General features: G+C 53.0%; 24 protein-coding genes. 15 read left to right on the forward strand and 9 right to left on the reverse strand.

From position 1 onward, the window contains the following. Window positions 1–34: 34 nt before the first annotated feature. From KQX66_RS30170 to uraA, 3 genes are all read right to left on the reverse strand, one after another. Window positions 35–1,042, reverse strand: a complete 1,008-nt coding sequence (locus KQX66_RS30170) for a hypothetical protein (protein WP_216796972.1) — start codon at window positions 1,040–1,042, stop codon at window positions 35–37. Between the two features lie 85 nt (window positions 1,043–1,127). After that, window positions 1,128–1,616 carry a hypothetical protein gene (locus tag KQX66_RS30175; RefSeq protein ID WP_216796974.1) on the reverse strand — a complete coding sequence of 163 codons (489 nt, stop codon included), beginning with the start codon at window positions 1,614–1,616 and terminating at the stop codon, window positions 1,128–1,130. Between the two features lie 182 nt (window positions 1,617–1,798). Beyond that, a complete protein-coding gene (gene uraA, locus KQX66_RS30180; RefSeq protein WP_216796976.1) occupies window positions 1,799–3,073 on the reverse strand; it encodes a uracil permease in 1,275 nt (424 codons plus the stop codon). Window positions 3,074–3,273: 200 nt separating this feature from the next. Here uraA and KQX66_RS30185 point away from each other — a divergent pair, with 200 nt between their 5' ends. Both KQX66_RS30185 and KQX66_RS30190 read left to right on the forward strand, forming a co-directional pair. Then, window positions 3,274–3,894, forward strand: a complete 621-nt coding sequence (locus tag KQX66_RS30185; RefSeq protein ID WP_308647301.1) for a TetR/AcrR family transcriptional regulator — start codon at window positions 3,274–3,276, stop codon at window positions 3,892–3,894. 18 nt (window positions 3,895–3,912) lie between these two features. Continuing rightward, complete coding sequence (locus KQX66_RS30190; protein ID WP_216796978.1) at window positions 3,913–5,145, forward strand: cytochrome P450 family protein; 1,233 nt, start codon at window positions 3,913–3,915, stop codon at window positions 5,143–5,145. Window positions 5,146–5,218: 73 nt separating this feature from the next. On the opposite strand, the gene KQX66_RS30195 is transcribed toward KQX66_RS30190, so the two are convergent. Genes KQX66_RS30195 through KQX66_RS30205 form a run of 3 tightly spaced genes read right to left on the reverse strand, consistent with a single transcriptional unit; the run spans window position 5,219 to window position 6,572 of the window. Beyond that, window positions 5,219–5,623: an ester cyclase gene (locus KQX66_RS30195; protein ID WP_438804217.1), complete on the reverse strand. Its 405-nt coding sequence runs from the start codon at window positions 5,621–5,623 to the stop codon at window positions 5,219–5,221. A gap of 22 nt (window positions 5,624–5,645) precedes the next feature. Continuing rightward, on the reverse strand, window positions 5,646–5,993 hold the full coding sequence (locus tag KQX66_RS30200; protein ID WP_216796980.1) for an ester cyclase: 348 nt from the start codon (window positions 5,991–5,993) through the stop codon (window positions 5,646–5,648). A gap of 27 nt (window positions 5,994–6,020) precedes the next feature. Beyond that, on the reverse strand, window positions 6,021–6,572 hold the full coding sequence (locus tag KQX66_RS30205; protein WP_216796983.1) for an NADPH-dependent FMN reductase: 552 nt from the start codon (window positions 6,570–6,572) through the stop codon (window positions 6,021–6,023). A gap of 163 nt (window positions 6,573–6,735) precedes the next feature. Between KQX66_RS30205 and KQX66_RS30210 the strand changes: the two genes are divergently transcribed. Further along, a complete protein-coding gene (locus KQX66_RS30210) occupies window positions 6,736–7,503 on the forward strand; it encodes an ArsR/SmtB family transcription factor (protein WP_216796985.1) in 768 nt (255 codons plus the stop codon). A gap of 83 nt (window positions 7,504–7,586) precedes the next feature. Here KQX66_RS30210 and glpT read toward each other — a convergent pair whose 3' ends face one another. After that, window positions 7,587–8,954 carry a glycerol-3-phosphate transporter gene (glpT, locus tag KQX66_RS30215; RefSeq protein ID WP_216796987.1) on the reverse strand — a complete coding sequence of 456 codons (1,368 nt, stop codon included), beginning with the start codon at window positions 8,952–8,954 and terminating at the stop codon, window positions 7,587–7,589. Between the two features lie 338 nt (window positions 8,955–9,292). Here glpT and KQX66_RS30220 point away from each other — a divergent pair, with 338 nt between their 5' ends. From KQX66_RS30220 to KQX66_RS30275, 12 genes are all read left to right on the forward strand, one after another. Then, window positions 9,293–9,634: a zinc ribbon domain-containing protein YjdM gene (locus tag KQX66_RS30220; RefSeq protein WP_216797135.1), complete on the forward strand. Its 342-nt coding sequence runs from the start codon at window positions 9,293–9,295 to the stop codon at window positions 9,632–9,634. Window positions 9,635–9,807: 173 nt separating this feature from the next. Further along, window positions 9,808–11,265, forward strand: a complete 1,458-nt coding sequence (locus KQX66_RS30225) for a HAMP domain-containing sensor histidine kinase (RefSeq protein WP_253957535.1) — start codon at window positions 9,808–9,810, stop codon at window positions 11,263–11,265. Between the two features lie 37 nt (window positions 11,266–11,302). Next, window positions 11,303–11,968 carry a response regulator gene (locus KQX66_RS30230; protein WP_216796995.1) on the forward strand — a complete coding sequence of 222 codons (666 nt, stop codon included), beginning with the start codon at window positions 11,303–11,305 and terminating at the stop codon, window positions 11,966–11,968. 251 nt (window positions 11,969–12,219) lie between these two features. Further along, window positions 12,220–13,311 (forward strand): hypothetical protein, encoded by a 1,092-nt coding sequence (locus KQX66_RS30235; RefSeq protein WP_216796997.1) that lies wholly within the window; start codon window positions 12,220–12,222, stop codon window positions 13,309–13,311. Between the two features lie 167 nt (window positions 13,312–13,478). Beyond that, window positions 13,479–14,378 (forward strand): VanY-A/VanY-F/VanY-M family D-Ala-D-Ala carboxypeptidase, encoded by a 900-nt coding sequence (gene vanY / locus KQX66_RS30240; RefSeq protein WP_216796999.1) that lies wholly within the window; start codon window positions 13,479–13,481, stop codon window positions 14,376–14,378. Window positions 14,379–14,430: 52 nt separating this feature from the next. Then, window positions 14,431–15,126, forward strand: a complete 696-nt coding sequence (locus tag KQX66_RS30245; RefSeq protein WP_216797001.1) for a response regulator transcription factor — start codon at window positions 14,431–14,433, stop codon at window positions 15,124–15,126. Further along, window positions 15,119–16,213, forward strand: a complete 1,095-nt coding sequence (locus KQX66_RS30250; RefSeq protein WP_216797003.1) for a sensor histidine kinase — start codon at window positions 15,119–15,121, stop codon at window positions 16,211–16,213. Before KQX66_RS30245 ends, KQX66_RS30250 begins: the two co-directional genes overlap by 8 nt. A 183-nt stretch (window positions 16,214–16,396) precedes the next feature. Then, complete coding sequence (locus KQX66_RS30255; protein ID WP_216797138.1) at window positions 16,397–17,263, forward strand: carbohydrate ABC transporter permease; 867 nt, start codon at window positions 16,397–16,399, stop codon at window positions 17,261–17,263. Window positions 17,264–17,323: 60 nt separating this feature from the next. Further along, entirely contained in the window at window positions 17,324–18,157 is an 834-nt protein-coding gene (locus KQX66_RS30260) for a carbohydrate ABC transporter permease (protein ID WP_216797005.1), read from the forward strand. Window positions 18,158–18,188: 31 nt separating this feature from the next. Further along, window positions 18,189–19,352, forward strand: a complete 1,164-nt coding sequence (locus KQX66_RS30265) for an efflux RND transporter periplasmic adaptor subunit (protein ID WP_216797008.1) — start codon at window positions 18,189–18,191, stop codon at window positions 19,350–19,352. A gap of 43 nt (window positions 19,353–19,395) precedes the next feature. Further along, complete coding sequence (locus KQX66_RS30270; RefSeq protein WP_216797010.1) at window positions 19,396–20,727, forward strand: ABC transporter substrate-binding protein; 1,332 nt, start codon at window positions 19,396–19,398, stop codon at window positions 20,725–20,727. Window positions 20,728–20,852: 125 nt separating this feature from the next. After that, window positions 20,853–21,530 (forward strand): stalk domain-containing protein, encoded by a 678-nt coding sequence (locus KQX66_RS30275; RefSeq protein WP_216797012.1) that lies wholly within the window; start codon window positions 20,853–20,855, stop codon window positions 21,528–21,530. 2 nt (window positions 21,531–21,532) lie between these two features. On the opposite strand, the gene KQX66_RS30280 is transcribed toward KQX66_RS30275, so the two are convergent. After that, the gene (locus tag KQX66_RS30280) at window positions 21,533–22,132 is read right to left on the reverse strand and encodes a short chain dehydrogenase (protein WP_216797014.1); all 600 of its coding nucleotides are present in this window, start codon (window positions 22,130–22,132) and stop codon (window positions 21,533–21,535) included. A 122-nt stretch (window positions 22,133–22,254) separates the two neighbouring features. Next, complete coding sequence (locus KQX66_RS30285; RefSeq protein WP_216797017.1) at window positions 22,255–24,384, reverse strand: cadherin-like beta sandwich domain-containing protein; 2,130 nt, start codon at window positions 24,382–24,384, stop codon at window positions 22,255–22,257. Between the last annotated feature and the right edge of the window lie 37 nt (window positions 24,385–24,421).

The following is a 24,421-nucleotide window of genomic DNA, read 5'->3' on the forward strand; positions in this document are numbered from 1 at the left end:
TGAAACACCTGGCGCGGGCCCGCATGCTAGGTGTTTATGCCCTGTTCTCTTGATGTTCCGTAATCTTACTTAATTTAGTAAATTCATCATCAATAGAGTTCGTTAATTCGATAAATTGAATCTGTTCGTCGATTTGCGCTAATACTGCTGAAGCTTCCTCCAACTGTTGGACAAGGTTATGATATACGTTAATTTGAAGCTTGTTCTCTGTGAGTTCAATATTGTCCAATTGTTTTTCCAAAGTTAAGGGAATCATGGCTGCGGAATCCATGCTTTGACTTAAAGTTGGCTGATATGGCTGTTCATTAGCAGTAAACGAAGCTGGAATATTGCTCGGAATCTGACTATAAGAAAAAGGCTGTACGTTGGTTTTGGCTTTGGCATCGACCTTAGGCGTAATAGTCTGCACGTTGGTTTTAGCTTTCGCGTCGACCTTAGGCGTAACAGGTTGCACGTTGGTTTTAGCTTTCGCGTCGACCTTAGGCGTAACAGGTTGCACGTTGGTTTTAGCTTTGGCGTCGACCTTAGGCGTGACAGTCTGCACGCTGGTTTTAGCTTTAGCATCGACTTTAGGCGTAACAGGTTGCACGTTGGTTTTAGCTTTGGCGTCGACCTTAGGCGTGACAGTCTGCACGTTGGTTTTCGCTTTGGCATCGACCTTCGGCGTAGCAGGTTGTACGTTGGTTTTAGCTTTGGCGTCGACCTTCGGCGTAACAGGCTGCACGTTGGTTTTAACTTTAGCATCGACTTTGGGCGTAACAGGTTGCACGCTGCTTTTCGTCTTACCTTCCCGGATATCGGGCACAACTTGAAGGTGACTTCTGTTTTTGTCCGGCTCAATCTTACTATGAGCAATACGTTTTGTTTCTTCGAATGGGTGAAGCTCCTGAGCCGCTTCTATACTCGCCGCTTCCTTCAGGCGATGAGGATGCTCCCAATGCGAACGATCCTCGTGATCGACTACTTGCTTGGCAAAGTTTCTCAAGAAAATAATACCAATGACAACAGCAATCATGATAAAGATAAAAGCCGTAATTAACATCCCCATCATTTCCCCTTTGTATTCGACATTCTCTAAAAAAGAGGGTTACGTCGCAACGCAACCCGCATAAATGCAGAAGGAATGATTAGTGAGTTTGATTCATATTGAAGCTGCTTTGGTTGAAGCTTTGTTGATTCATTTGATTCATTTGATTCATTTGATTCTGTTGATTTTGTTGGTTCTGCTGATTCATTTGATTCGCTTGCTGCTGAGATTGTTGGATCAGCTGCTGCATTTGGCTCAGCATTTGGAACGATTGAACGGTTTGGTTCGCTTGGTTCAACGTTTGGTTAGCTTGCTGAATGGATTGTTGAAGCTGTTGAATGGCTTGCTTTTGCTGGCTTTGCACTTGTTGGTTGAATTGGTTCATTTGGTTGACCAACTGCCCAAGCTGCTGCTGGTTTTGATTGGAGCTCGTCGAAGCGGAGCTTTGGGAAGAAGGGTTTTGGACTTGAGTTAAAATTCTTTGGATCTGGTTAAGCTGGTTTTCCAGCGGAGTCAATTCACTAGCCACTTCAGCCTTAACCTTATCCGCGATTTGTTCTTGAGTTACGGCTTCTTTTTTGGTAGTCATTCGAAATCAGGCCTCCTTAGGAATGAGTGTTGTTCAAAGAACACAACCGTATTGTGCCTTTGTCCGGAACTCTCTATCCCCTCGGGAGGCTTTGTTTATAATGGGAAACGTCGCACCGCAAAACAAAAGGGCCTGTCCGAAGGTCTAAGCAAACCTTTCGGGCAGCGCCCTTTGCGCGTTTCTTAATCTGTATCGTTCGACCACTTCAGAACATCGAACAATTTGAACACCAGGCTGAGCAGAATCGCCACGACTGTGGCAAGCGCCATGCCCTTCAGTTCAAGATGCCCCCATTTGAACGTCGCCCCGCTTAGACCGACGACCAGCACAACCGTAGTCAGGATCAGGTTCGCTGGCTTGGAATAGTCGACCTTCGTCTCGACCAGCATGCGGATGCCGGATGCGGCAATGACGCCGAACAGCAGCAGCGAAACGCCACCCATTACCGGGACGGGAATCGTTTGGATCAGTGCCGACAGCTTGCCGACGAAGGATAGGACGATAGCCATGATCGCCGCCAGACCGACGATCCAGACGGAATAGACGCGGCTGATCGCCATGACGCCGATATTCTCTCCATACGTCGTATTGGGGGTGGAGCCTACCGCCGCGGAGATCACGGTGGAGACGCCGTTGCCGAGCAATGACCGGCTGAGTCCCGGGTCCTTGGACAGATCTTTGCCGACAATATTGCCGGTTACAATCAGGTGACCGATATGCTCGGCGATGACCACCAGCGCGGCAGGGGCGATAATGGCGATGCTCGTCCAATCCCAAGCCGGCGTATAGAAGGTAGGCAGCGTCAGCCAGTGGGCTGCGCCGATCGCCTCTTGTACATGCACAAGCCCGAGCACGTTGGACAGCACATAGCCGACGACGATGGCAATCAGGATCGGAATGATTTTGAAAATTCCGCGGAACAACACCGAGCCAAGCACGCCGACCAGCATCGTGACCACGGAGACTGTAACGGCCGTGGTATCCGGGGACCAACCGGCGGGCGCTCCATCCGGAGCGATGAAGCCGGCCATCTTGGCAGCCGTCGGAACGAGCTCGAGCCCGATCACCGCGACAATCGCTCCCATGGAAGCCGGAGGGAATACGACATCGATCCAGGCCGTTCCCGTATAACGGATCAGCAGGGCGACGATGGTGAAGATGACACCGACCACCAGAAAGCCTCCGAGCGCGGCGTTATACCCTTTTTCCGCCAGGACGACAAAAACGGGCGATAGAAAGGCGAAGCTGGAGCCGAGGTAAGCGGGAATTTTCCCCTTGGTAATGAAGAGGTACAGCAAGGTTCCGATACCGTTCATCAACAGGATCGTGGCCGGGTCGACCTTGAACAGGATGGGCACAAGCACCGTCGATCCGAACATGGCAAATAGATGCTGCAGCCCCAGCGGCAGGCTCTTCCAGAAGGGCGGTCTCTCATGAACTTGGATGATTCGCGACATTGAAGTTCCCCTTTTGATCGTTTGAATTATTGTTATCTACCGTATTATAGTGCATGCAAAGAGGCATGAAAAGCCGAATTTGCACGAACGCAGCATAGAGGAGAGGCACGTTAGAAAAGCTGGGCATTCAGACATATTGACCAACTGGTCAGCATATAATACAATGTTACTAACCAATTGGTCAGCAACGTTGAAGGGAAGTGAAGCATCTGCCTTTACAGCTGTACGAACGGGAAAAAATCCTCGAGGCCTGTTTGTCTGTTTTTGCGCGCTATGGGTTTAAAAGCACTTCGACGGAGATGCTGGCGGAGGCAGCCGGCATTTCCAAGGCGTTGATCTTTCATCATTTCACCAGCAAAAAGAAGCTGTATCTCAGCCTGCTGGAGCATTGCTTCGAGAAGGTCAGGACGGCGATGCGATTTGACGTGATTTTGGAGTATGACGATTTTTTTGAAGCGATCGACAGACTTGGACGCATCAAGCTCGACTACTTTCGCAAGCATCCCGATGAATTGAAACTAGTATACGGAGCTTTTTATTCGCCGCCGGATGAATTGAGACAGGAGATCGAGGAAAAGTACGGCCAAGCGATTGCCGAGAGGAATCGAGTGTTGGAGCAGTTATTTGAAGCCGTTCCCCTTCGGAACGGGGTAGACCGAAAGCAGGCGTTCGAGCTGATTATGATCACATCGAAGCATTTCGAAAATAAGTTCTCAGCGGCCTACACGGGTATCAGTATGATGGATGACGAGGCTTCTGAACGTCTGTTCGATGAGATGAACCGGTTTTTCAGCATGATCCGGCATGGAATTGCAGAGTAAAGGAAAGGGGTAAGTGATATGGAGAAGATCACTGGCGGCGATTTTGCCTCACCCGAGACGATGCGTGAATTCATTGCGTTCTATAAGCGGCTTGCCGGGCAGCAAGAGCCTCTCTACCGTCTTGATGACTTTTTCGGGATGGGAGCGGCATGGGTCGCTTTCCGTCATGACGATGTCGTTGCGATCCTCAAGGACCCTCGTTTTGTCAAAGATATCCGGAACCTCGCTCCACCGCAGGATCAACGGAAATCCGTTCAGGAGAACGCGTCCCTGAACAAATTCATGGAATGGACGAAGCAGATGCCGAATATGCTGACGGTCGATCCGCCGGATCATACCCGCTTGCGCAGGCTGGCATCCAAAGCCTTCACGCCTCAAACGATCGAGAGCCTGCGTCCCCGTATCCAGCAGATTGCCGACGAGCTGCTGGATGCTGTGCAGGAGCGGGGGAGGATGGACCTGATTACGGATTTTGCCTATCCGCTCCCTATGACCGTCATTTCCGAGATGCTGGGTATTCCCGCTGCCGATCGGAACCCATTCCGCGAATGGACCCGTGAGCTCTTGAGCGCTTCCTTGGATCCGAATCAAGCGGATGACGTTGGTGCTGCTCTCGATAAGTTTGTTGAATATATCAAAACGTTGCTGGCCGAAAAGCGCGTGCATCCCGGCATCGACATAACGAGCGGCCTGGTTCAAGCTTACGATGAAGGAGATCAATTAAGCGAGAACGAGCTGATTTCGACCATTTGGCTGCTCATTGTCGCCGGGCACGAAACGACGGTAAATCTGATCAGCAACGGCATCTTGGCTTTGCTGCAGCATCCCGAGCAAATGGGCTTACTCCGCAGCGATCCGTCCCTGCTCCCCTCCGCCGTCGAGGAGCTGCTGCGCTATGCGGGACCCGTCATCATCGGCAGCCGTTTTGCCGCAGAGGATCTCACGCTGCACGGCAATAAAATCCGCGAAGGAGAGATGGTTCTGGTCTCGCTGGCGGGCGCCAATCTGGATCCGCATCGCTTCTCCAATCCCGAGGCATTGGATATCACGCGGGAAGAGAACGAGCATCTTGCCTTCGGCAAGGGCATCCATCTCTGCTTGGGAGCTCCGCTGGCACGGCTGGAGGGCCAGATCGCTTTCGGCACGCTGCTGCGGCGTCTGCCCCATCTGCGCTTGGCCGTCGCGCCGGAGCAGTTGACGTATAACCGCAGCACATTGCGGTCTCTTACGAGCCTGCCGGTGCTGTTCTAGGCTATAATGCGTATCTTTTGAGGTCACGAGCCAGGGGCGCCGCTATAGGCGCCCCTTAACGTGTAGTCCCTATTTAGCCGGCTTGAAGCTGACGCCACATGGTCACCATATCGATCCAACCGCGGTGCTCGGCAATCTTGCCGTCGACGACGCGATACTGGCGGTACAGCGTAACATCAATGGAGTTGCCCGTTGGGGCGGTTCCGAAGAACGTCCCGGTATGCGTGCCTTTCACGGTCATTCGGACCAGGACCTTCTCCCCTTGGGCGATCATCTCTTCCACGGTGTAACGCTTATCGGGAAAGGCCTCCAGTATTTTGCCGGCAAATCGCTTCAGCCCTTCTTTGGATTCATAAGCGAGCTCTTGATAATCGTCCGATAAAAACCGGTCCGTACATTCCATGTCGCTTTCATTCCAGAACGCCTCGATAAACGCCGTAACGGTTTCGATATTTTTCTGCTCCATCGTTTGCATCATCCAACATCTCCTTCCTTTCGTTTTAATTGGCTTGAAGCTGGGGCAGTAGCGTTCCGGTATCGAACCACCCGCGATGCTCTACAATCTGGCCGTCGACGACGCGAAATTCACGGAACTGCGTAATTTTCACCGACCGGCCTGTAGGTGCTTTGCCGGCAAACGTGCCTTGATGTGTGGCTGTGATTGCAATTCTGGCCGTGACTTTCTCCCCTTGAGCCAGAATTTCGTCCACCGCATAGTGCCGGTCCGCAAAGGCCTCGCCAAGCTGCTCCGCAAAAAATTGCTCCGTGCGATCCAACTTGCTTCGATTTTCAGCCGCTTCGATAAACGCGGTGACGATTTCGACATTTTTCTGTTCCGCCGTTTTCATGGCAAACCAACTCCTTTGTTTGTTCGATTATATGGCAGCCTTGACTCCAGCAGTGAGCTTCCGGGTAAGTTCTACGAATTTCCCGACCGCGCTTTCGACCCTTCCCCGCATTCCCTCGTCTGACGGATGACCGTCCGAACCAAAGCTGTGGAACCCGGCTCCGATGGAGATCCACTCGGGGCTGTTAACGCCGTGCAAATTGCGTACAATACTCTGGAGATGCAGCAGCGAGCTAACCCCCATCGGACCGCCGGCGGCGCTTACGGAAAGCACCGGCTTCCCGGCAACCAGACCGCCATGCAAGTAGTCCAGGGCGTTCTTCAGCACTCCCGATATGGAGCCGTGATATTCCGGGGTCGCAAGAACGAGCCCCTCGGCATCCGCGACCGCTTCTGCCAAACGCTGGACATTGGGGTGGATCGCTTGGGCATCGGGGGAATACAGCGGCAAGGGCAGCTCCCGCAAATCAACAAACGTGACCGATATATTTTGGGCGTTCAGCAGACTCTCGATGGATCGAAGAATAGAGGTACTCGTAGCGCCTTCGCGGTTACTGCCGGCAATTAGGGTAATTTTCATATAAAACATCACCTTTCACTCTCATTTTGAGGTTGCAAACCGATTGGTTTGTGATAACATGTGACTATATTGTCACCCTTATAATATGTGACCATATGGTAACGTGTCAAGGGGCAAAAAATAAAACTCTGCAGCCAAGCTGTCTCAGAAGGAGGTGTTCTTATTGGAAAATGAAATCTTCAAGGCATTGGCCGATCCCAGCCGGCGCACGCTCCTCGATCTGCTTCACGCCTCCGATGGGCGGACGCTGAACGATCTCTGCACCCCTCTGCAAATGTCGAGATTCGGCGTCATGAAGCATCTGAACATTTTGGAGGAAGCCGGTCTCATTACGACCCGCAAAGTCGGCCGAGAAAAGCTGCATTATTTGAATGCCGTGCCGATCCGGCAAATCTACGACCGATGGGTCAGTAAATATGCCGAGCCTTGGGCCATCGAACTAACATCCCTTAAAAACGAACTGGAGCGTGAAACGACTATGGAGAACAAACCCCGGCATGTCAACCGGATTGCCATTAAAGCGACACCCGAACAAATCTGGCAAGCCCTCACCGATCCGGCCAAAACCTCGAAGTTTTGGTTCAATTGCTCGATCCGATCCGATTGGGAGGTCGGCTCTCCCTTCGAATTATTGAACCCGCAAGGGAAGAAGCAAGTCGAAGGCACCATTCTCGCTCTGGACCCTCCGCACAGGCTGACGGTGAGCTGGAAGTTTCTTTCGTTCCCCCATACGGCCGGCGATTCCCCGTCCCGCATGACATGGGAAATCGATCCGCATGCCGAGCTGCAGGGGGTGACTCTCGTAACGGTCGTGCATGATGAATTCGAGCAGGCTTTACCTACCGCCGCCATTCTTGAAAATGGTGTGCCGATTGTCCTCTCGGGCATGAAGACATTTCTTGAAACTGGGGCAACCCTGGCCGGGAATTAACAGCAGGCGGGTGGGGTATCCGCTGGAGAAAACACAAAAAGAAGGAGTAAAAATCACGCGGATTTTTACTCCTTCTTTTGCAATTAGTGCTGGTTCTTCACGACTTCTTGCCCGCGAACATTCCAAGTCAGGGCAAAGAGCACGGCTGCAATCGCGCACGAACCGACCAGCAGCGTAAACCCTGCATTCCATCCGGAGGCACTGACGATTACGCCCATCAAAGCGTTCGCCGTTACCGTACCTCCCAGGTAACCGAACAAACCGGTAAGTCCGGCTGCCGTCCCGGCGGCTTTCTTCGGAACGAAGTCCAGCGCCTGCAGACCGACCAACATCACCGGACCGTAGATCAGGAAGCCGATCGCGATGAGGCAAAGCATGTCGACCGTCGGGTTGCCTGGCGGGTTAAACCAGTACACCAGAACCGCGATCAATACGCCGATCATAAATACGACGCCTGCCGGTCCGCGGCGGCCTTTAAACATTTTATCCGAAATCCAGCCGCAGAGCAGCGTTCCCGGGATTCCCGCCCATTCGTACAAGAAGTAAGCCCAGCTGGATTTGTTCATGTTGAAGCCTTTTTCTTCGCTCAGATACGTCGGCGCCCAGTCCAACACGCCGTACCGGACAAAGTAAACGAAGATGTTCGCAAACGCAATTGCCCAAACCCACTTATTGTTCAACACATACTTGAAAAGAATTTCTTTGGTCGAGAGCTCGGTTTCGAACGTTTTCTTCGTAGCGCTCGGATAATCGTTGCGGTATTCCTCGATCGACGGCAATCCGACCGATTGCGGCGTATCGCGGATTAAAAAGTAAGAGACAATCGCGAAAACAATGGCTACCAAAGCAGGCAAAATAAAGACGCCTTCATACCCCGATTGGGAGAAACCGGACATTCCTGCGAAAATCGCAACGCCTGCAACGGCAAGCGGCGCCATGACGCCTCCGCCCACGTTATGAGCAACGTTCCAGATGGCGGTTTTATTCCCGCGTTCATTCAAGCTGAACCAGTGAACAAGAACCCGGCCGGACGGCGGCCATCCCATCCCTTGGAACCATCCGTTTAAGAAAAGCATAATAAACATGATGGCAACGGACGAGGTGAAGAAAGGAACGACCCCCATCAGCAAACTGACGACTGCGGAAAGGATCAGGCCCGCCGGTAAAAACATTCTGGCATTGCTTCGGTCGGAAATGGTCGCCATCACAAATTTACTGATGCCGTAAGCAATCGAAATGGCCGATAACGCAAAGCCGAGCTCCGCTTTGGAGAAACCTTGCGCGGTTAAGTAGGGCATGGCCAGCGAGAAGTTTTTGCGAAGCAAATAGTACGCTGCGTAACCAATGAAGATACCGAGAAAAACCTGAAGTCTGAGCTTCTTATACTCGGAATCGATTTGGTTGTCCGGTAACCTGTCGATCGGCGGAGCAGGCTTGAAGAGATTAAACATCGTTGTCCTCCTTGATGTAATTGATAACAACGGAAACCATGAAAAAAAAACCATACTTTAATAACACTTTCTTTAACGAAAGTGCCACAAAGTATGAGTCTCAGCGTCTCCATCATCGTTTTTTACTTGTAGGCAATATTTTAGTATTCGATGTAAACGTTGTCAATAAGTTTTTTTTATAAATTGTCCTTAGAGGGGAGAAGCAGTGGAACAGGTTGGAAAAAATGAGGCCTGAAGTCCTCATGGAAAAAATTCAATTTTATTTCGAAAGTTTGCAAATAGGAGAAGACTATGACAGTATAAGTCTATCTAATACGAACGAATGGAGCTATAGAAATATGTCTAATTTGCCAAGTTGCCCGAAATGTAATTCAGCGTACACTTACGAGGACGGAAGCCTTCTGATTTGCCCGGAATGTGCTCATGAATGGACGTTAGAAGCAGAAGCGGAAAATCGCGAAGACCACAAGATTGTCAAAGACGCGAATGGAAATGTTTTGAATGATGGCGATACGGTAACGGTCATCAAGGACCTGAAAGTAAAAGGAAGCTCATCGGTCTTGAAAATGGGAACAAAAGTAAAAAATATCCGTTTAGTTGTCGGAGATCATGATATTGATTGCAAAATCGACGGCTTTGGAGCAATGAAATTAAAATCGGAATTTGTAAAAAAAATCTAGTGCGGTTTATAGGAAACCGGCGGATTTATATTCGGAGGCCCTCTGTTGCGGAGGGCTTTTTTGTCGTAAAAAACAATGATCGTTTTGTCATACACAGACAGATCCGCCGGGTAGATGATAAGATGGAAGAAGGGTAAAAGATTACTTTTATGTCAGGAAGGAAAAGAAAAAACTTGAGATTCCTATCCCGTTCTGTCCAGCGCTTTCGTCGATTGCAATGGAAGCTGACCTTATTTTATATTCTCACAACGATGGTTGTTCTGATCGTGCTCGAAATGGCGGGTATTCTGATTATGTTTGGCATAGCCAAATATAATGTCAGACAAACGCTTGCCTACGAAGTGGGAGTGGTGGCGCAGAACGTAGGCTCCAACTTCACGGGGCCCTTCATCAACCGGAATCGGCTGAATGAAGCTCTGAGGGATTGGCGCCTGGAAAACGGCACCGAATTTCAGGGGTTTTCTGCCGTGGTCGATCCCGAAGGGCAACTGATCGCCGTAGCAGGAGAGGATTGGGCCGAGGCGGGCGGATTCGGGGCAGGGCTGCCCGCAATCGTGCAGAGGCACATTCGGTCTGCTCTGGCTTTGGAGCCCGGCTCGATTCCCCTTATGAATACGTCTACCTACGAGGAAAAGGGCACCATCTATATTGTGGCTCCGATTGTCAGTGCGAAGGAGATCAAGGGGGCCTTGGTGGTGAAAGCCGGACAGGTTCGGACGTCTGCGAACAATTTGTGGGAGTTTATACCGAAGGCCTTTCAATTTTTCGGCTTCAGCATCATTGCCTTTTTTATAGGCGCGGCGATTGTCGGTCTCGCCTTCGGAATCGTGACGTCGCGAAGTCTTGTGCGGCGGTTGCGAAGGATTCTGACGTCGGCTGACCGATGGAGTCAAGGCGATTTCACGACTTTTGTTGACGATCCCTCCGGCGACGAGTTAGGGCGGCTGGCGCAACGGCTTAACCAGATGGCGAAGCAGCTTCAGCATCTGCTCCGGACGCGGCAGGACCTTGCGGCGCTGGACGAGCGCAACCGGCTCGCCAGAGAACTGCACGATAGTGTGAAGCAGCAGATGTTTGCCGTCTCGATCTGGGTGAATACGGCCAAAACGTTGATCGGCCAGGATGAGCATGCGGCTCGTTCGCATCTGGTCGAGGCGGAAAAATTGATACGCCAAACGCAGCAGGAGCTGCGTGCGCTCATTCATCAGCTGCGTCCGGTTGCTTTGGAGGGCAAGAATCTGGCGCATGCCTTGGAGGATTATGTGAAGGTCTGGCAGGAGCAAACGGGGATTGCCGCAGAGGTGGAGGCGCCCGGTGGCCAACAACAGGTGTCTCCGCTTATTGAAGAAGCCTTCTTCCGCATCACCCAGGAGGCGCTGGCCAATATTGCCCGCCACAGCCAGGCCAGCGCGATGAAGCTGTCTCTGGCATGCGGCGAGACGGTGACGCTCTCCATCCGCGACAATGGCTGCGGATTCGATGTCCGCCTCGCAGACCGGCAGGGCGTCGGTCTGTCCTCCATGCGCGAGCGCGTTCAGGCGTTGGGCGGCCATATCGATATCCGCAGCGAGAAGGGACACGGCACGACAATTGTCGTCCGCTGCAAGCAAACGGAGCTTCAAGCGGTGTAAAAGAACAAGATTACTTTTTTCGAATGGAGCGGGCAACATGACAAAGACGGAACCGATCACAATTCTGATTGTCGACGATCACTCGATTGTGCGTCAGGGCTTGTGCGCATTATTCAAAATTCAGCCGGATTGCCGGGTCGTAGGCGAAGCCGATGCGGGAGAGAGTGCCGTCCGCTTGGCCGCCGAGCTAGTGCCCGACGTCATTCTCATGGATCTGGTGATGCCCGGGATGGATGGCGTAGAAGCTACGAGGCAGGTCAAGCAAGTCAGCCCCCGTTCTCAGGTGATTGTACTGACCTCTTATCATGACGACGAGCATATCTTTCCGGCTTTGCGCGCCGGAGCGCTCTCCTACGTGCTCAAGGATATCGAGCCGGAACAGTTGGTCGAGACCGTGCGCAGAGCCGTACATGGCGAGTCGATGATGCATCCGCGCGTGGCTGCACGGGTTGTTCAGGAGATACGCGATACGCAACGGGCGGATGACAGCCCGTTCGCCGAATTGAGCGACCGCGAGCTCGAAGTGCTGCGCCTGATCGCGGGCGGGCTTACGAACGCGGAGATTGCGGAGCGCCTGATCATCAGCGAGAAGACGGTGAAAGGCCACGTCAGCAATATTTTAAGCAAGCTGCATATGCTGGACCGCACCAAGGCAGCCGTTTTCGCTTGGCAGCAGGGACTTATGCGCCCGGACGACGAGTAAAAGCTGTTTTTTTCATTCGTTTTCCTCAGCATGCACCTATTCATTCCAATGCCGGCTCTCCTGTTAAGGGGAGCCGGTTCTGTGTATAACGGACCTCTGGTCGGGGGGATAAACAGATCTGCAGACGCGTCCCAATTCAGCGTGACTGCCCTATGATTAAGGAGCAACAGGTCATATTTTCCATATCGCGGAAGGGTCCGCTATGGAGGGCCGTTCGCGATTCGATTCTTAGAAATAGGGAGTTGTTCTTGATGGATACCTTGAAAAATCCTCTGCTGCAAACAACCGGCAATCCGTCCTCGCGGGTCGGACGGTGGCCGTCCTGGATCGGCTACGCTGCGGCAGCTTGGTCTTTGGTTTACGGGCTGCTTGGCTTGTACTGGGCTTTAGGGGGCAGCGGCTTTCCCTTCGGCGAAGGGGATTCCCAGCCCAATATGTCGTTCTTGGGCGGCTTGCAAGCGAAGAGCGGAGCGCCGTGGATAGCCGTTCTTGGTTTCGTCGGCGCGATATTGGCAGCAGCGATGACGCGGCTGCCAGGGAAGGGCATTCTTCGCGTGGCCGTTCTGGCTTTCGCTTGCGCTGCTTCGGCCATCCTGTTGATCGCCATTCCGGACGCCAGAGTCATCATGGCCGTCGGGTATGCGCCTATATGTCTGGTCGGCGCTCCCTTCGGTTGGCCACCGGTCAATTATTTGGAGAAAGCCCTCCCTTGGGAAGTAATCAACCAGTTCATTTGCATGGCCGGCGGGTTCCTGTGGGTCGGGACGGCCCTTGCTTATTACCGCCGATCCCGGCAAGCCTGCGGGAGCTGCGGCCGAACTGGCAGCGCGGCAGCTTCCGGTTGGACAACACCCGAAGCTGCGGCGTGTTGGGGGAGATGGGCCGTCTACGTGGCATTCATTTTACCGTTCGGCTATGCCGGGATGCGGTGGGCGTGGGCATTCGGCATCCCTCTCGGAATTGACCGGGAACTGCTTCAGGAGCTTCACACCAACGGCTTATGGCTAGCCGGTGCGGGCTTGGCTACGGTAGCGGCCGGCGGCTCGGTGCTGACCTTGGGGCTCATCCAACGCTGGGGCGAGATCTTCCCGCGTTGGACGCTGGGACTGTCCGGCAAACGGGTCCCCCCGGCGCTTGCGATTGTCCCCGCCTCCTTTATCACCGTCGTGGTGATGACCGGCGGGCTGACGGTCATCCGCATGAATTGGTCTGCTTTTCTGAGCGGCGCTTTTATAACGAATCCGATGATGTGGTGGCCGGTTTGGGGCATCTCGCTGGGAGCGGCTACGCTCGCCTATTATTACCGCAGGCGCGGGCAGTGTACGGTGTGCGGCCTTGAATAATCGCTTTGAACGAGGAGGAAGATCGGTATGGATAGGGTATCGCCCCGCCCAACTGCGCGGTAGAGCGCGACCATATCAAATGTTAATAAAATCTTTATCTTTACCTTACTTCTTTTTAAACGTTACACTTTATCCTTACAGAATGAAAGCGTAAGGAGGAAACGTAGATGAAGAAGTGGTTTTTTTTGCTTGTCATGCTTTTGCCGCTGGGGTGTGAAGCCATTCAACAGGAGCCGCAAGCCGCAAACGTGGAATACAGCAAGGAGGTCGACCAAGCTCAGGAGGCGGCTCACCAAAAGAAGGCTCCAACGAAGACTCAAACAAAGACTCAAACAAAGGCTCAAACGATAAAAGTAACCAAAAACCAGATTTACCAAGGGAACCTGCTGCTGGTTAACAAGCAGTATCCGGTGCATGAAGAGGGCGTTACGGCCGATGTGGTCAACCTGTTTCGGGATAAGGAGCTGTCCCAGGGATACGTGGTGCTCGATAAGACGATCCGGCTGTCGAAAGGCGTGGCGCAAAAATTTCAAACGATGGTCAATGCCGCCTCCAAAGAAGGGGTGAGCGCTTTTATGATCAGCAGCGGCTACCGGGACAACAAAGAACAAAGCCAGCTGTATAAAAGTATGGGCGCCGATTATGCGCTGCCTGCGGGCCACAGTGAGCATAACTTAGGCTTATCCCTTGATATCGGATCGACGCAAACGGAGATGAACCGCGCTCCGGAAGGAAAATGGCTGCAAAAAAACGCTTGGGCTTACGGATTTATTTTGCGCTATCCCAAGGACAAGACGGAGATCACGGGCATTCAATACGAGCCGTGGCATTTTCGCTATGTCGGCTTGCCGCATAGTGCGATCATGCAGGAGAAAAACTTTACATTGGAGCAATATTTGGATTACCTGAAGGAACAAGAGACGGTTTCGACGACGGTAGAGGGCAAATCCTACGAAGTCTCGTATTATCCCGTGTCCGGCAATACGTCGATTCCGGTGCCGGCCGGCCGCCGCTATGAACTATCGGGAAACAATATGGATGGCGTCATTGTAACCTTGCTTCCTTGACCGGAAGTTCTGGTACAATGGAATGGTTAACTCTATGCAGAGGGTGAATGCGATGAAACGGATCACGATTTTGATCGCGGATGACGAGATGGCGATTGCCGATTTGATCGGACTGCATCTAACCAAAGAAGGCTACCATGTGATTAAAGCGGCGGATGGGCAGGAGGCCATTCAAGCCGTTCAGACGCATTCGATCGATCTGGCGATTTTGGATATTATGATGCCCAAAGTGGATGGTTACGAAGTGACCCGGCAAATCCGGGAAACGAATCATATGCCGATCATTTTCCTGAGCGCGAAAACGTCCGACATGGATAAAATCGCAGGCTTGGTGAGGGGCGCGGACGATTATATGACCAAGCCGTTCAACCCGATGGAGCTGATCGCCCGCGTGAACGCCCAACTGCGCCGTTCCAGACTGCTCAGCCAATCGTCGGAGGAGAACAAGCCCGTGCTGGAAGCGGGAGGCTTGGCCATTTATCCCGATAAGCGCGAAGTTACTTTATATGGCGAACCGGTCGATCTCACGCCGAAAGAGTTCGATATCCTGTATCTGCTGGCCAGCTATCCGAAGAAAGTGTTCAGCGCGGAAAATATTTTTCAGCAGGTATGGGGCGAAGATTACTATGAAGGCGGCAATACGGTGATGGTGCACATCCGGAAGCTGAGGAAAAAATTACAAGAGGATGAACGTAAACATAAGCTGATCAAAACGGTATGGGGGGTTGGATATACATTCAATGGTTAGCATGATGCGCAGCTTCCGGTCCAGAATGATCCTGCTGCTCGGTTTAAGCATGCTGTTCGCGGGCACCATTACGTATTTGTTCTATAAAATCCTTCAGTTTTATTACCGAACGTTCGTGAAGTTTCAGGATCCGCTGGCTTACGTGCGCATGTTCATCAACATTGTCGGAGATATTAACTTCTTTTTGCTGTTTTTCATCCCGCTTGCGACGTTGTTTTTCTTTGTCCTCACCAAGCCCTACGCCACTTATTTCAATAAAATTTCCAAGGGCATTCATCATCTGGCCAACGGCGATTTCAAGCAGCGCGTTCATATTTCCTCCCGCGACGAGTTCGAGGACATTGCGACGGACATCAATCTGGCGAGCGAAAAGCTGCAGCAGGCCGTCGAAAGAGGAGACTTTGCGGAAAGCAGCAAGGATCAGCTCGTCCTGAATTTGGCGCACGATTTGCGCACGCCGCTGACTTCGGTGATCGGCTATTTGGATTTTATTCTGAAGGACGAGCAGTTGACCAAGGAGCAGGTCAGACAGTATGCGGATATTGCTTTTCAAAAGTCGCAGCGTCTGGAGAAGCTGGTCGACGAGCTGTTCGAAATTACGAGAATGAACTACGGCATGCTGGCCTTCGAGAAACAAACCATCGATCTCAGCGAGTTGTTGGTTCAGTTGAACGAAGAGCTGTACCCTGCCTTCGAGAAGCATCAATTGACGGCCCGGCTGCAGGTGGCTCCCGGTTTATCGGTATCGGGCGACGGAGACCTGCTGGCGCGCGTCTTCGAGAATTTGCTGACCAATGCCATCCGTTACGGAAAAGACGGCCGGTTCGTGGACATGAACGCTTATTCCGAAGCGGAAGCGGTCGTAGTTCAAGTGATCAATTACGGCGTCCCGATCCAGCCCGACGAGCTGCCGCACATCTTCGATATGTTCTATACCGGCGACAAGGCACGCACGTATCAAGAGGGAAGCACGGGTCTCGGCCTCTATATCACGAAGAACATTGTGATGCAGCATGACGGAACGGTGACCGCCCAGAGCAGCACGAACCGCACCATCTTTGAAGTGCGTTTGCCGCAAACAAATTAAGAAAAACTTTAAGATTACCCTACTTCTTTTTAAACAGTATTTCCTATCCTAGGATTGAAGGATAGGACAGAGCTGGGGATGAAGAAGCGGGGTTTTTTTGTTATCACGCACAGAAAGCGGGAGTGATCCGATGAATAACAACGGCCAAACGGCGGCGATTGCCGATTCATGCTGAAGCCAGGAATGAAACGCTGGACCCGGAGCGATGCGGCGGCGGCCCTGCTGTTTCTCGCACCCAGCGTCGCAGGCTTCGCGCTGTTCTACCTTATTCCATTTGCTGCGGGGGTGTACGACTCCTTCCTGGATCGCCCGGTCGGGGGCCGGTTCGTTGGGCTGGCGAATTACGGCGAGCTGCTCGCGGGCGGTTCGTTTCGGAAAGCGGCGTCCAATACGTTCTATTTTACCGCGGTCAGCGTGCCGCTCATCGTGGGGCTGTCTTTAGGACTGGCGCTGCTGCTGAACCGGAAGATGTACATGCGCAATATGCTGAGAACGGCTTACGTGCTGCCGCTTGTCGTTCCCGTAGCCTCGGTTGTTCTCATCTGGCAGATGCTGTTCGACTGGAACGGTTCGCTGAACGCGTGGCTCGGTTATTTCGGGCTCGAACGTGTGGATTGGATGAAGACGGAGGCGGCCCGGCATGTGGTCATGGTCATTTATTTATGGAAAAACGTCGGCTATAACATGATTTTATTTCTGGCCGGGCTTCAGCAGATTCCGAACGATTACTACGAAACCGCCCGGCTGGAAGGCGCCGGACGACTCCGACAGTTCTTCGGCATTACGCTCGTATATTTAACGCCGACGATGTTTTTCGTCGTCATCATGTCCATCACCGGCTCGTTTAAAATATTCCGGGAGACGTACTTGATCGCAGGCGATTATCCGCACGACAGCATCTATACGCTGCAGCACTATATGAACAATATGTTCATGACGCTCGAGATGCAGAAATTGACTGCGGCGGCGACATTGATGGCGGGCTGCATTCTGCTTGTAGTTTTCGCGTTGTTTGCGCTGGAGCGCCGTTTCCGGCAGTTTATGGAATAGCGGGAGGAGAGTCGGCTGCAAAGGTCAAGAGCTTGGCAAAAAGGAGCGTTAACGGCCGTCATGGCCGTGATCGCGGCGGTACTGCTAATGCCCATCGTGATTACTTTCACAAATTCGTTGATGACCGAATGGGAAATCGGCAGCAATTACGGACTGATCGGGAAAATGACCGACGCTGCCGCAGGGAACGCGAACCGGTTTGTGAATTTAAAGCTGCTGCCGAATCTGGCGTCGCTGGAGCAGTACGCGAGCGTGCTGGTCCTCGATTCAAGCTTTCTGAGGATGTTTTGGAATTCGGTCTTCCTGGTGGTGCCGATCATTGCGGGACAGACCGTCGTCGGCGCGCTGGCGGCCTATGCCTTCGCCAAGCTGCGTTTTCGGGGCCGGGATGCGCTGTTTCTCGTCTATGTCATGACGATGCTTATGCCGTTCCAAGTGACACTGGTGCCCAACTATATGATGGCTGATAAGCTGGGGCTGCTGAACAGTCCGTCTGCGATCATATGGCCCGGCGTTTTCGCGGCATTCGGCGTATTCATGCTCAGGCAGTTCGCGCTGCATATTCCGTTTTCCTATATCGAGGCGGCCAAAATGGACGGGGCCGGGCATGTGCGGATTTTCAGCGAGATCATTGTCCCGATGCTCAAGCCGGGGCTGGGGGCGCTCGTTGTTCTGCTGTTCGCGGATTATTGGAACATGGTGGAGCAGCCGCTTGTTTTTCTGGACGATTCGCTCAAGCAGCCGCTGTCGGTTTATTTATCGAAAGTGCACGAAGGCGAACGGGGGATTGCTTTCGCCGCGTCCATGCTTTATATGACGCCGATGGTGCTGCTGTTTTTGTATGCGGAAACTTACTTCATCGAAGGCATCGAGCTGTCCGGCATCAAGGGGTAGCTTGTACGGTTAGGAGGCGGGGGACGCGGAAATGGGACCGAACGAAGAGCCCGTAGAACGTAGTAGCAAAAGAAAGCTTCGCGCGGTGTTCGGCAGCTTTATCGCGCTGCTCGTGCTGTTCACCTTATTCGGCAATACGCTGCAGTCGTTGACCTTGCCGAAGGTCAGAACGGAGAAGCCGACGCGCGAGGGCTTGGTCTATACGCTTGAAGGAAGCGGGAACCTGAAGCCGATCGCGGAGGCCAAGCTAACGAATCCCGGCGGCTGGAAGGTCAAAGCGGTTCACGTGAAGGAAGGGGACCGGGTGGCGAAGGGGCAGGCGCTTGTCACCTATGACAGCTCGTCCGCTGAGCGGGAACTGCAGGATGAAAAGGCGCAACTGGAAAAACAACAAATCGAGCTGCAAAATACCCAGGACCGCTTCATCGTATCGGCACAGGAAGCGGACGAGATGAAGAAGCGGAGCGTTAGCCGCGATCTGGAGAAGCAAAAAATCGATTTAGGCATCCAGGAACGCAAAATCAAGCAATTGGAGGACCGTCTGGCCAGCCAAAAAGAAATTCCCGCCCCGTTCGACGGGATGGTTACGAAATTGAATGCCGTCGTGGGCTTGGCTTCCGCGGGAGAGCCAGATGTTGTGATCACGAACGAAAGCCGGGGCTACCGGTTCGAATTTATCGCCGATGCGCCGCTGTTGACCAATCTGGGGATTTCCCTGGAGGACAAGGTGCAGGTCGAAGTTCAGGCCATAGGGGATCAGCAGCCGACCATGCTGGAAGGTGCCATTCTGGAGTTGGCGGATGCCGAGCCGCGCACGGCGAGCTCGTCCGATAAAAAGGCCAATCAGACAGCTACGATCGCCCGGAAAGCGGTGCGCGTGAAAGTGGCAGCCTCAGAACTGAAAGGAGGTGAGCAGGCATGGATCAAACTCACGAAGCGCTCGCAGCAAGAGGGGCTGTTGATTTCGAACGAGGCCATACATGAGGATCGCGCAGGCAAGTTCATCTATAAAGTGGAAGAACGGAAAGGCGCTTTGGGTGATGTGTTTATTGTGCGCAAGGTCCAAATTCGTGCCACGGAAACGAATGACAAAGTAACGAAGGTTCCGGAGGATGGCAGCGTGTACGAGGGCGATCCGATCATTCTGGAAAGCAGCGAGCCCTTGCAAGATGGCAATCGGGTGCGTTTGCAGTAGCCGCGCACGAATATAATCATTTGATAGAAGAGAGGAATCTACGATGAAAAAACGATTAGGGCTTGGATTCGCCTGCGCGATTCTTGCCACGACAACCGCATGCGGAAACGGCAATGAGACGACGGCAAGCAAGGAGCAGCCGAACTCGAAAGAGGGAAAGAAGGTCGTGACCTTATCTCTAAAAGAGCCGAACCCGTACTACGAGGCGGCTGCGAAGAAATTCAATGAGAAATATCCCGACATCGACGTGCAAATCAAGAGCTTCAAGCAACCGAGCGAGAAGCATGCCGATAACGAGAAATATATAAAAACGACGAACACGGCGCTGCTATCGGGAAAAGGCGCGGATATTATCGCAGTGAACGGCTTGCCCGTCAGCAAATATGTGAATCAAAAGCTTCTCCTGAACATGAGCGATATGCTGGACCAGGACAAAACGGTGAATAAAAGCAACTTGCAGATGAACGTTTTGGACGCGATGAAATTGAACGGCGGCTTGTATACGATTACTCCCAGTTTCATCTTGGTGGGACTCGTAGGGGACGGAGACGTTCTGGAGAAGGCGAACGTAAAGTTCGACGACAAAAGCTGGAATTGGAAGCAATTTGAAGAGGTAGGCCGAAAGCTGGTGCAGCAGACAGCGAGCGGCAAGGACCGCCGCAATTTCTTGGGGGGTAATCCGCCGGAACTCATCCTGCAGGAAATGGTGTGGAACAGCTACGGAGAATTGGTCGACCGCGCGAACCGGAAAGCCAAATTCGACTCCCCGGCGTTCACGGACATGCTGCGGCAAGTTAAAAAGCTGTATGACGACAAAATCATGACGGCCGAACCGACGGATAACGAAAAGCCGCTGTTCCACACCGAGCGGATCTTCACGCCGGCCCAATTTATCAAGGGCCCCTATTCGAAATTCTCCAATCCGAAGCTGCTGCAAAATCCGCACCCGGAAGGAAAAACCGGCGGAATCAGGATCGCTACCAGCTCGGAGCTTGCGATACAAGCCAAATCCGAGGTCAAAGAGGAAGCATGGAAGTTTATGGCCTTCTTGCTATCCGAAGAAGTACAGTCGACTCCTTACCGGGACGGATTTTCCCTCCTGAAATCGGTGAACGAGAAGAAGCTGGACGAGCTTCAGAAGCAAACGAAAGGCGGAGCGTATAAGCTTGAGGATGGAAAAACGGCGAAGGTGTCGGAGGCGGATTTTACCCGATTCAAGCAGTTCCTTAACTCGGCCGATCGTTATGCTGACGTGGATGTTAAAGTGAATAACATCATCTATGAAGAGTCCGAAGCGTTCTTCAGCGGCCAGAAGTCCGCGGAGGAAGTCGCGAAGCTGATCCAGAACAAGACGACAACTTACTTGAACGAATAAGGAAACATCACGGCGGGAAGAGCCGACGTATGCCGCAACCGTAACGATTGCAGTCGCAGCAGCGGCAAAAAGCCGCTCCGCGTAATATAATGGATCAAGATGCAGAAAAGGAAGGACGGTATCTTTTGAGAAAATATATTATAGCTTCGATCGTCTGCGTATTCGTAGTGATTACCGTTGCGGCTTACGGAGCAAGCTCCTCTCTGGACTTTCTAACGTCCGAGAAATTCGTCATCAACGGGGTAGACAAAAGGTTGTCCGTGATCAACTATAACGGACACGCCTATGTCCCGCTGCGCTTCGTGGCGGAACAGATGGCTGCGGACATTGATTACCGGGAGGCCGAGCGGACAACGTATATTCAGCAACAAAGCGTCAAATTTGACGGACGGGACTTCGCGCCCGTTCCCTCCGTTGCCTATGAGAAGAAAACCGAGAGCGGAATCGTCTGGATGCAGGAGATTCCGCTGCTTGATGGCTACGCATGTTGGACGGATTGCTTCAATCCCTACAAGGGGTCCATCCCGGCATCGGAAATGATCAAGCAAGCCGAATACCCTCCGGTGTCCGTGAAGCCGGAATCGGATATTGTCATTACATACCCGAAGGGCATGCAGCCCTTGCACCTGGAGGTTACTATGGCGTCCGAATCGGACGCCGACCAAAAAGAGGGCAAGACGGTGCCCTTGGACGGTGATCGGCTGCACTTACCCAAACAACCCGAACGCTACACGATCTCGATCTATGCCTACTGGAATAAAAACCAAATAACAAGATCTATTTTTGCAGTCGATGTGAAATAGAGTTAATAAACTTCGTAGCACTGTCCGGTCTGTTTGCCTTCGATGCTCTTCTGATACGCGGCGGCCGCTTTGCTGGCGGGAACGGGCACGAATCCGGCAAAATAACCGGCATAATCGTTCCACGATTCTTCCAGCACATTTGGACTGACGGTGTTAATCCGGATGCCCCGCGGCATTTCGATCGCAGCCGACTTGACGAACGCCCGGATGGCGCCGTTGGCCATCGCGGAAGAGGTTCCTTGCGCGATAGGATCGTCCATCAGAATGCCTGACACCAGCGTAAAGCTGCCGCCGTCATGGACATAATCCAATCCGAGCAGAACGATATTGACCTGGCCTTTGAGCTTGCCGTCGATGGCAACCTGATTATCCTCCGGGGTCATATCGGTCAGTGGAAGAAACTTGGCGCTTCCCGCCGTGACAACGACCGCATCGACTTTTCCTACCGCTTCGTACATCGCTGCGATGCTCTCCGTTGATGTCATATCTACGGTCACATCGCCACCGCTCCGCGCCGCTTTGATAATCTCGTGGTTATCCTTCAATCGGTCAACGACAGCTCTGCCAAGCGTCCCCGTAGCGCCAACAACTAATATTCTCATTCGGTTAACCACCTTCCCAGTCATATTGATACAAATTTTACCATGCATTTATGTCCGGTTCAATTGCGCCTCCGGATGAGCGAAAAAGCAGCCGTCCCCCGATGCCGGGAAACGGCTGCTTTCTATGATTGCTGCGGCGAAACGAATTTCGCCCCGACCTGTTTCAATACAATCGCCACATCTTCACGGGTAAATTGACCGTCTCCGTTCAAGTCATTGTGCCCGTACGGCGAGTTCAGATAAGCGAGAACTTCACGGATGCCAATCCCGTCATGGTCGGTATCGAGATCGGCCAGCCTGCGCTGCATCTGCTGAATAGGGTCTCCGTAGACTACCTTGAGGCTCACGGCCGCGTTCGTCTCCCCGCTAAGGCTGCTTACCGCGCCGGCTTGGATACGGAATTCCAGATCATCCCCCGGCTGCAGCGGGCCGCTCGCGGTGAAGCCTGCTTCGGCGGCCCCCGGCGTGTAGACGAGATCGGTTACCGACAGCGCTGCGCTGCGGCTCATATTGGTGACGCTGAAGTAGGTCGCATCCGCGACGGACTGCAAGGGCTCGGAGAAGGTCAGCCGCACCTTCATCCCGTCCATGACCAGCTTCGTCAGCACCGGCGTTCCGGCTTGAGACACGCGAATGGTGTACACCCGGGTCGTCCCGTCCTGTGCGGTGACCAGCACTTCGATGACATTTTGTACGCCGGAGACTAAGGGCAGCGCCGGGCTGTCCGTGCCGCTCTGAACGGGAACGTAGCTGCCGCCGTTGACTCGGACCTGAATCTTAGCGACGGGGTTGCTATCCGGCAAGACAGGTTTCACCGTGAGCGATGGGACGGATCGGCTCACCGTTAAGGAGTAGTCCGTCACCTGGCTGGAAAAGTCAAGGTATCCGGGCGAGACGGTTAAGGCGGACAAGCTGGCGTCGCTATTTTTTAATCTCGTGACGGCGAGCGTATATATTTTTTCCTCGGACGGGTCCTCGGCCAATACTTTGATCTCCAGCGTATTGCTGCCCACCGTCAGAGGCAGGATGGCCGGGGAACCGCTCGCTGCCAGCATGAAGCTTCCTCCGTTGGCACGGACGTAGACGGTGGCGTTCGGATCGGATAGCGTAGGCGTTACGGTCAGGCTGGACGTAGCATACGGGACGTCAGCCATCGTATAGGTCTGTCTGTCTTGCGCGAACGGTTCGTTCAAGGTTCCCGGGGCAACGTCCAGCCCGCTTAACCATGCGTTGTTGTTTTTCCGTTTCACGGTCATCGTATAGGTATTCGTTGTCATTCCGTCTTCCGCGACCACTTTGACCTGGATGCGGTTGCCCCCGACGTTCAAGGCAAACGGCTGGCTGGGCAAGCCGCTGCTAACCGTTGTGAAGCCTCCGTCGTTTACCTGAAGCTGTACGGTCGCTGCCGAATCGGCTGCCGTCGGCGTCACCGTCATTTCTCGGGTCGCATAGCTGACATCCGCCAGAACATATCCCATAAGATACGGTTGAAAAGGCGGACTTAGCGTGTTCCCGGATACGGTTAAAGCGCTCAACTCCGCATTCGTGCCCGGCTCAGCCCGCATGACCGTAATCGTATACGTTTTATTGGCTGTCCCATCGTACGATGTCGTACGTACGGTGATCGTATTGCTCCCGACGTTCAAAGGAATGGGACCGAATGGAGTTCCGTCGGACCCCAACGTTCCATTAACGACGAAGGAGGCGGCGGGGTCGTCCAATACCCCGGTAAGCGACACGCTGCTCGTGGCGTAAGGAACGGTGCTTGCCGTGTAGCTCGTCGTCGAAGGCGCGAAAGGCGGGCTTAGCGTCGTTCCGCTTATACGCAGATCGCTTAAATCGACATCGTTCGTCGACGGAAAATACACATGGATTGTATACGTTTTAATCGTTGACGAATCGGCCGAGGTGACTTTGAATTGAAATTTGTTCTCTCCCCGGTTCGTCGCGATATAACCGGTCGACGTATTTTCGGGCAGGGTGATCCAGGCGCTTCCATTCATCGAGTACGCCATCTTCGCCCCGGAATCCGCAGGGATGGCGGATGTGTAGAAGCCTTGTTCGGAGCTGCGCATTTTCACCCAATATTCCGTCACGGACGGCGAAAAAGCGGGCGAGAGCGCCCCTGCGCCCTGATGAATACTCGTCAGATCGGCATTGGCATCGCTGCCTGCCGCCCGCGCGAGCCAAGGAAAAACGGCAATAACCATTAAGGCCGTAATCATGGTCATGAAAAATTTTGAAATTCGCACAAAACGTCCTCCTTCATGATGATAACCACCATTGTAA

The organism is Paenibacillus oleatilyticus (assembly GCF_018998565.1).
Lineage (GTDB): Bacteria > Bacillota > Bacilli > Paenibacillales > NBRC-103111 > Paenibacillus_G > Paenibacillus_G oleatilyticus.

What these genes read in the sequence shown, in the direction of transcription:
- glpT (WP_216796987.1), bottom strand. Translation starts at nt 8,954, where the DNA reads ATGTTTAATCTCTTCAAGCCTGCTCCGCCGATCGACAGGTTACCGGAC.
- KQX66_RS30220 (WP_216797135.1), top strand. Translation starts at nt 9,293, where the DNA reads ATGTCTAATTTGCCAAGTTGCCCGAAATGTAATTCAGCGTACACTTAC.
- KQX66_RS30170 (WP_216796972.1), bottom strand. Translation starts at nt 1,042, where the DNA reads ATGTTAATTACGGCTTTTATCTTTATCATGATTGCTGTTGTCATTGGT.
- KQX66_RS30265 (WP_216797008.1), top strand. Translation starts at nt 18,189, where the DNA reads ATGGGACCGAACGAAGAGCCCGTAGAACGTAGTAGCAAAAGAAAGCTT.
- KQX66_RS30245 (WP_216797001.1), top strand. Translation starts at nt 14,431, where the DNA reads ATGAAACGGATCACGATTTTGATCGCGGATGACGAGATGGCGATTGCC.
- KQX66_RS30195 (WP_438804217.1), bottom strand. Translation starts at nt 5,623, where the DNA reads ATGATGCAAACGATGGAGCAGAAAAATATCGAAACCGTTACGGCGTTT.
- KQX66_RS30190 (WP_216796978.1), top strand. Translation starts at nt 3,913, where the DNA reads ATGGAGAAGATCACTGGCGGCGATTTTGCCTCACCCGAGACGATGCGT.
- KQX66_RS30255 (WP_216797138.1), top strand. Translation starts at nt 16,397, where the DNA reads ATGAAACGCTGGACCCGGAGCGATGCGGCGGCGGCCCTGCTGTTTCTC.
- vanY (WP_216796999.1), top strand. Translation starts at nt 13,479, where the DNA reads ATGAAGAAGTGGTTTTTTTTGCTTGTCATGCTTTTGCCGCTGGGGTGT.
- KQX66_RS30250 (WP_216797003.1), top strand. Translation starts at nt 15,119, where the DNA reads ATGGTTAGCATGATGCGCAGCTTCCGGTCCAGAATGATCCTGCTGCTC.
- KQX66_RS30260 (WP_216797005.1), top strand. Translation starts at nt 17,324, where the DNA reads ATGGCCGTGATCGCGGCGGTACTGCTAATGCCCATCGTGATTACTTTC.
- KQX66_RS30200 (WP_216796980.1), bottom strand. Translation starts at nt 5,993, where the DNA reads ATGAAAACGGCGGAACAGAAAAATGTCGAAATCGTCACCGCGTTTATC.
- KQX66_RS30270 (WP_216797010.1), top strand. Translation starts at nt 19,396, where the DNA reads ATGAAAAAACGATTAGGGCTTGGATTCGCCTGCGCGATTCTTGCCACG.
- KQX66_RS30175 (WP_216796974.1), bottom strand. Translation starts at nt 1,616, where the DNA reads ATGACTACCAAAAAAGAAGCCGTAACTCAAGAACAAATCGCGGATAAG.
- KQX66_RS30280 (WP_216797014.1), bottom strand. Translation starts at nt 22,132, where the DNA reads ATGAGAATATTAGTTGTTGGCGCTACGGGGACGCTTGGCAGAGCTGTC.
- KQX66_RS30230 (WP_216796995.1), top strand. Translation starts at nt 11,303, where the DNA reads ATGACAAAGACGGAACCGATCACAATTCTGATTGTCGACGATCACTCG.
- KQX66_RS30235 (WP_216796997.1), top strand. Translation starts at nt 12,220, where the DNA reads ATGGATACCTTGAAAAATCCTCTGCTGCAAACAACCGGCAATCCGTCC.
- KQX66_RS30205 (WP_216796983.1), bottom strand. Translation starts at nt 6,572, where the DNA reads ATGAAAATTACCCTAATTGCCGGCAGTAACCGCGAAGGCGCTACGAGT.
- uraA (WP_216796976.1), bottom strand. Translation starts at nt 3,073, where the DNA reads ATGTCGCGAATCATCCAAGTTCATGAGAGACCGCCCTTCTGGAAGAGC.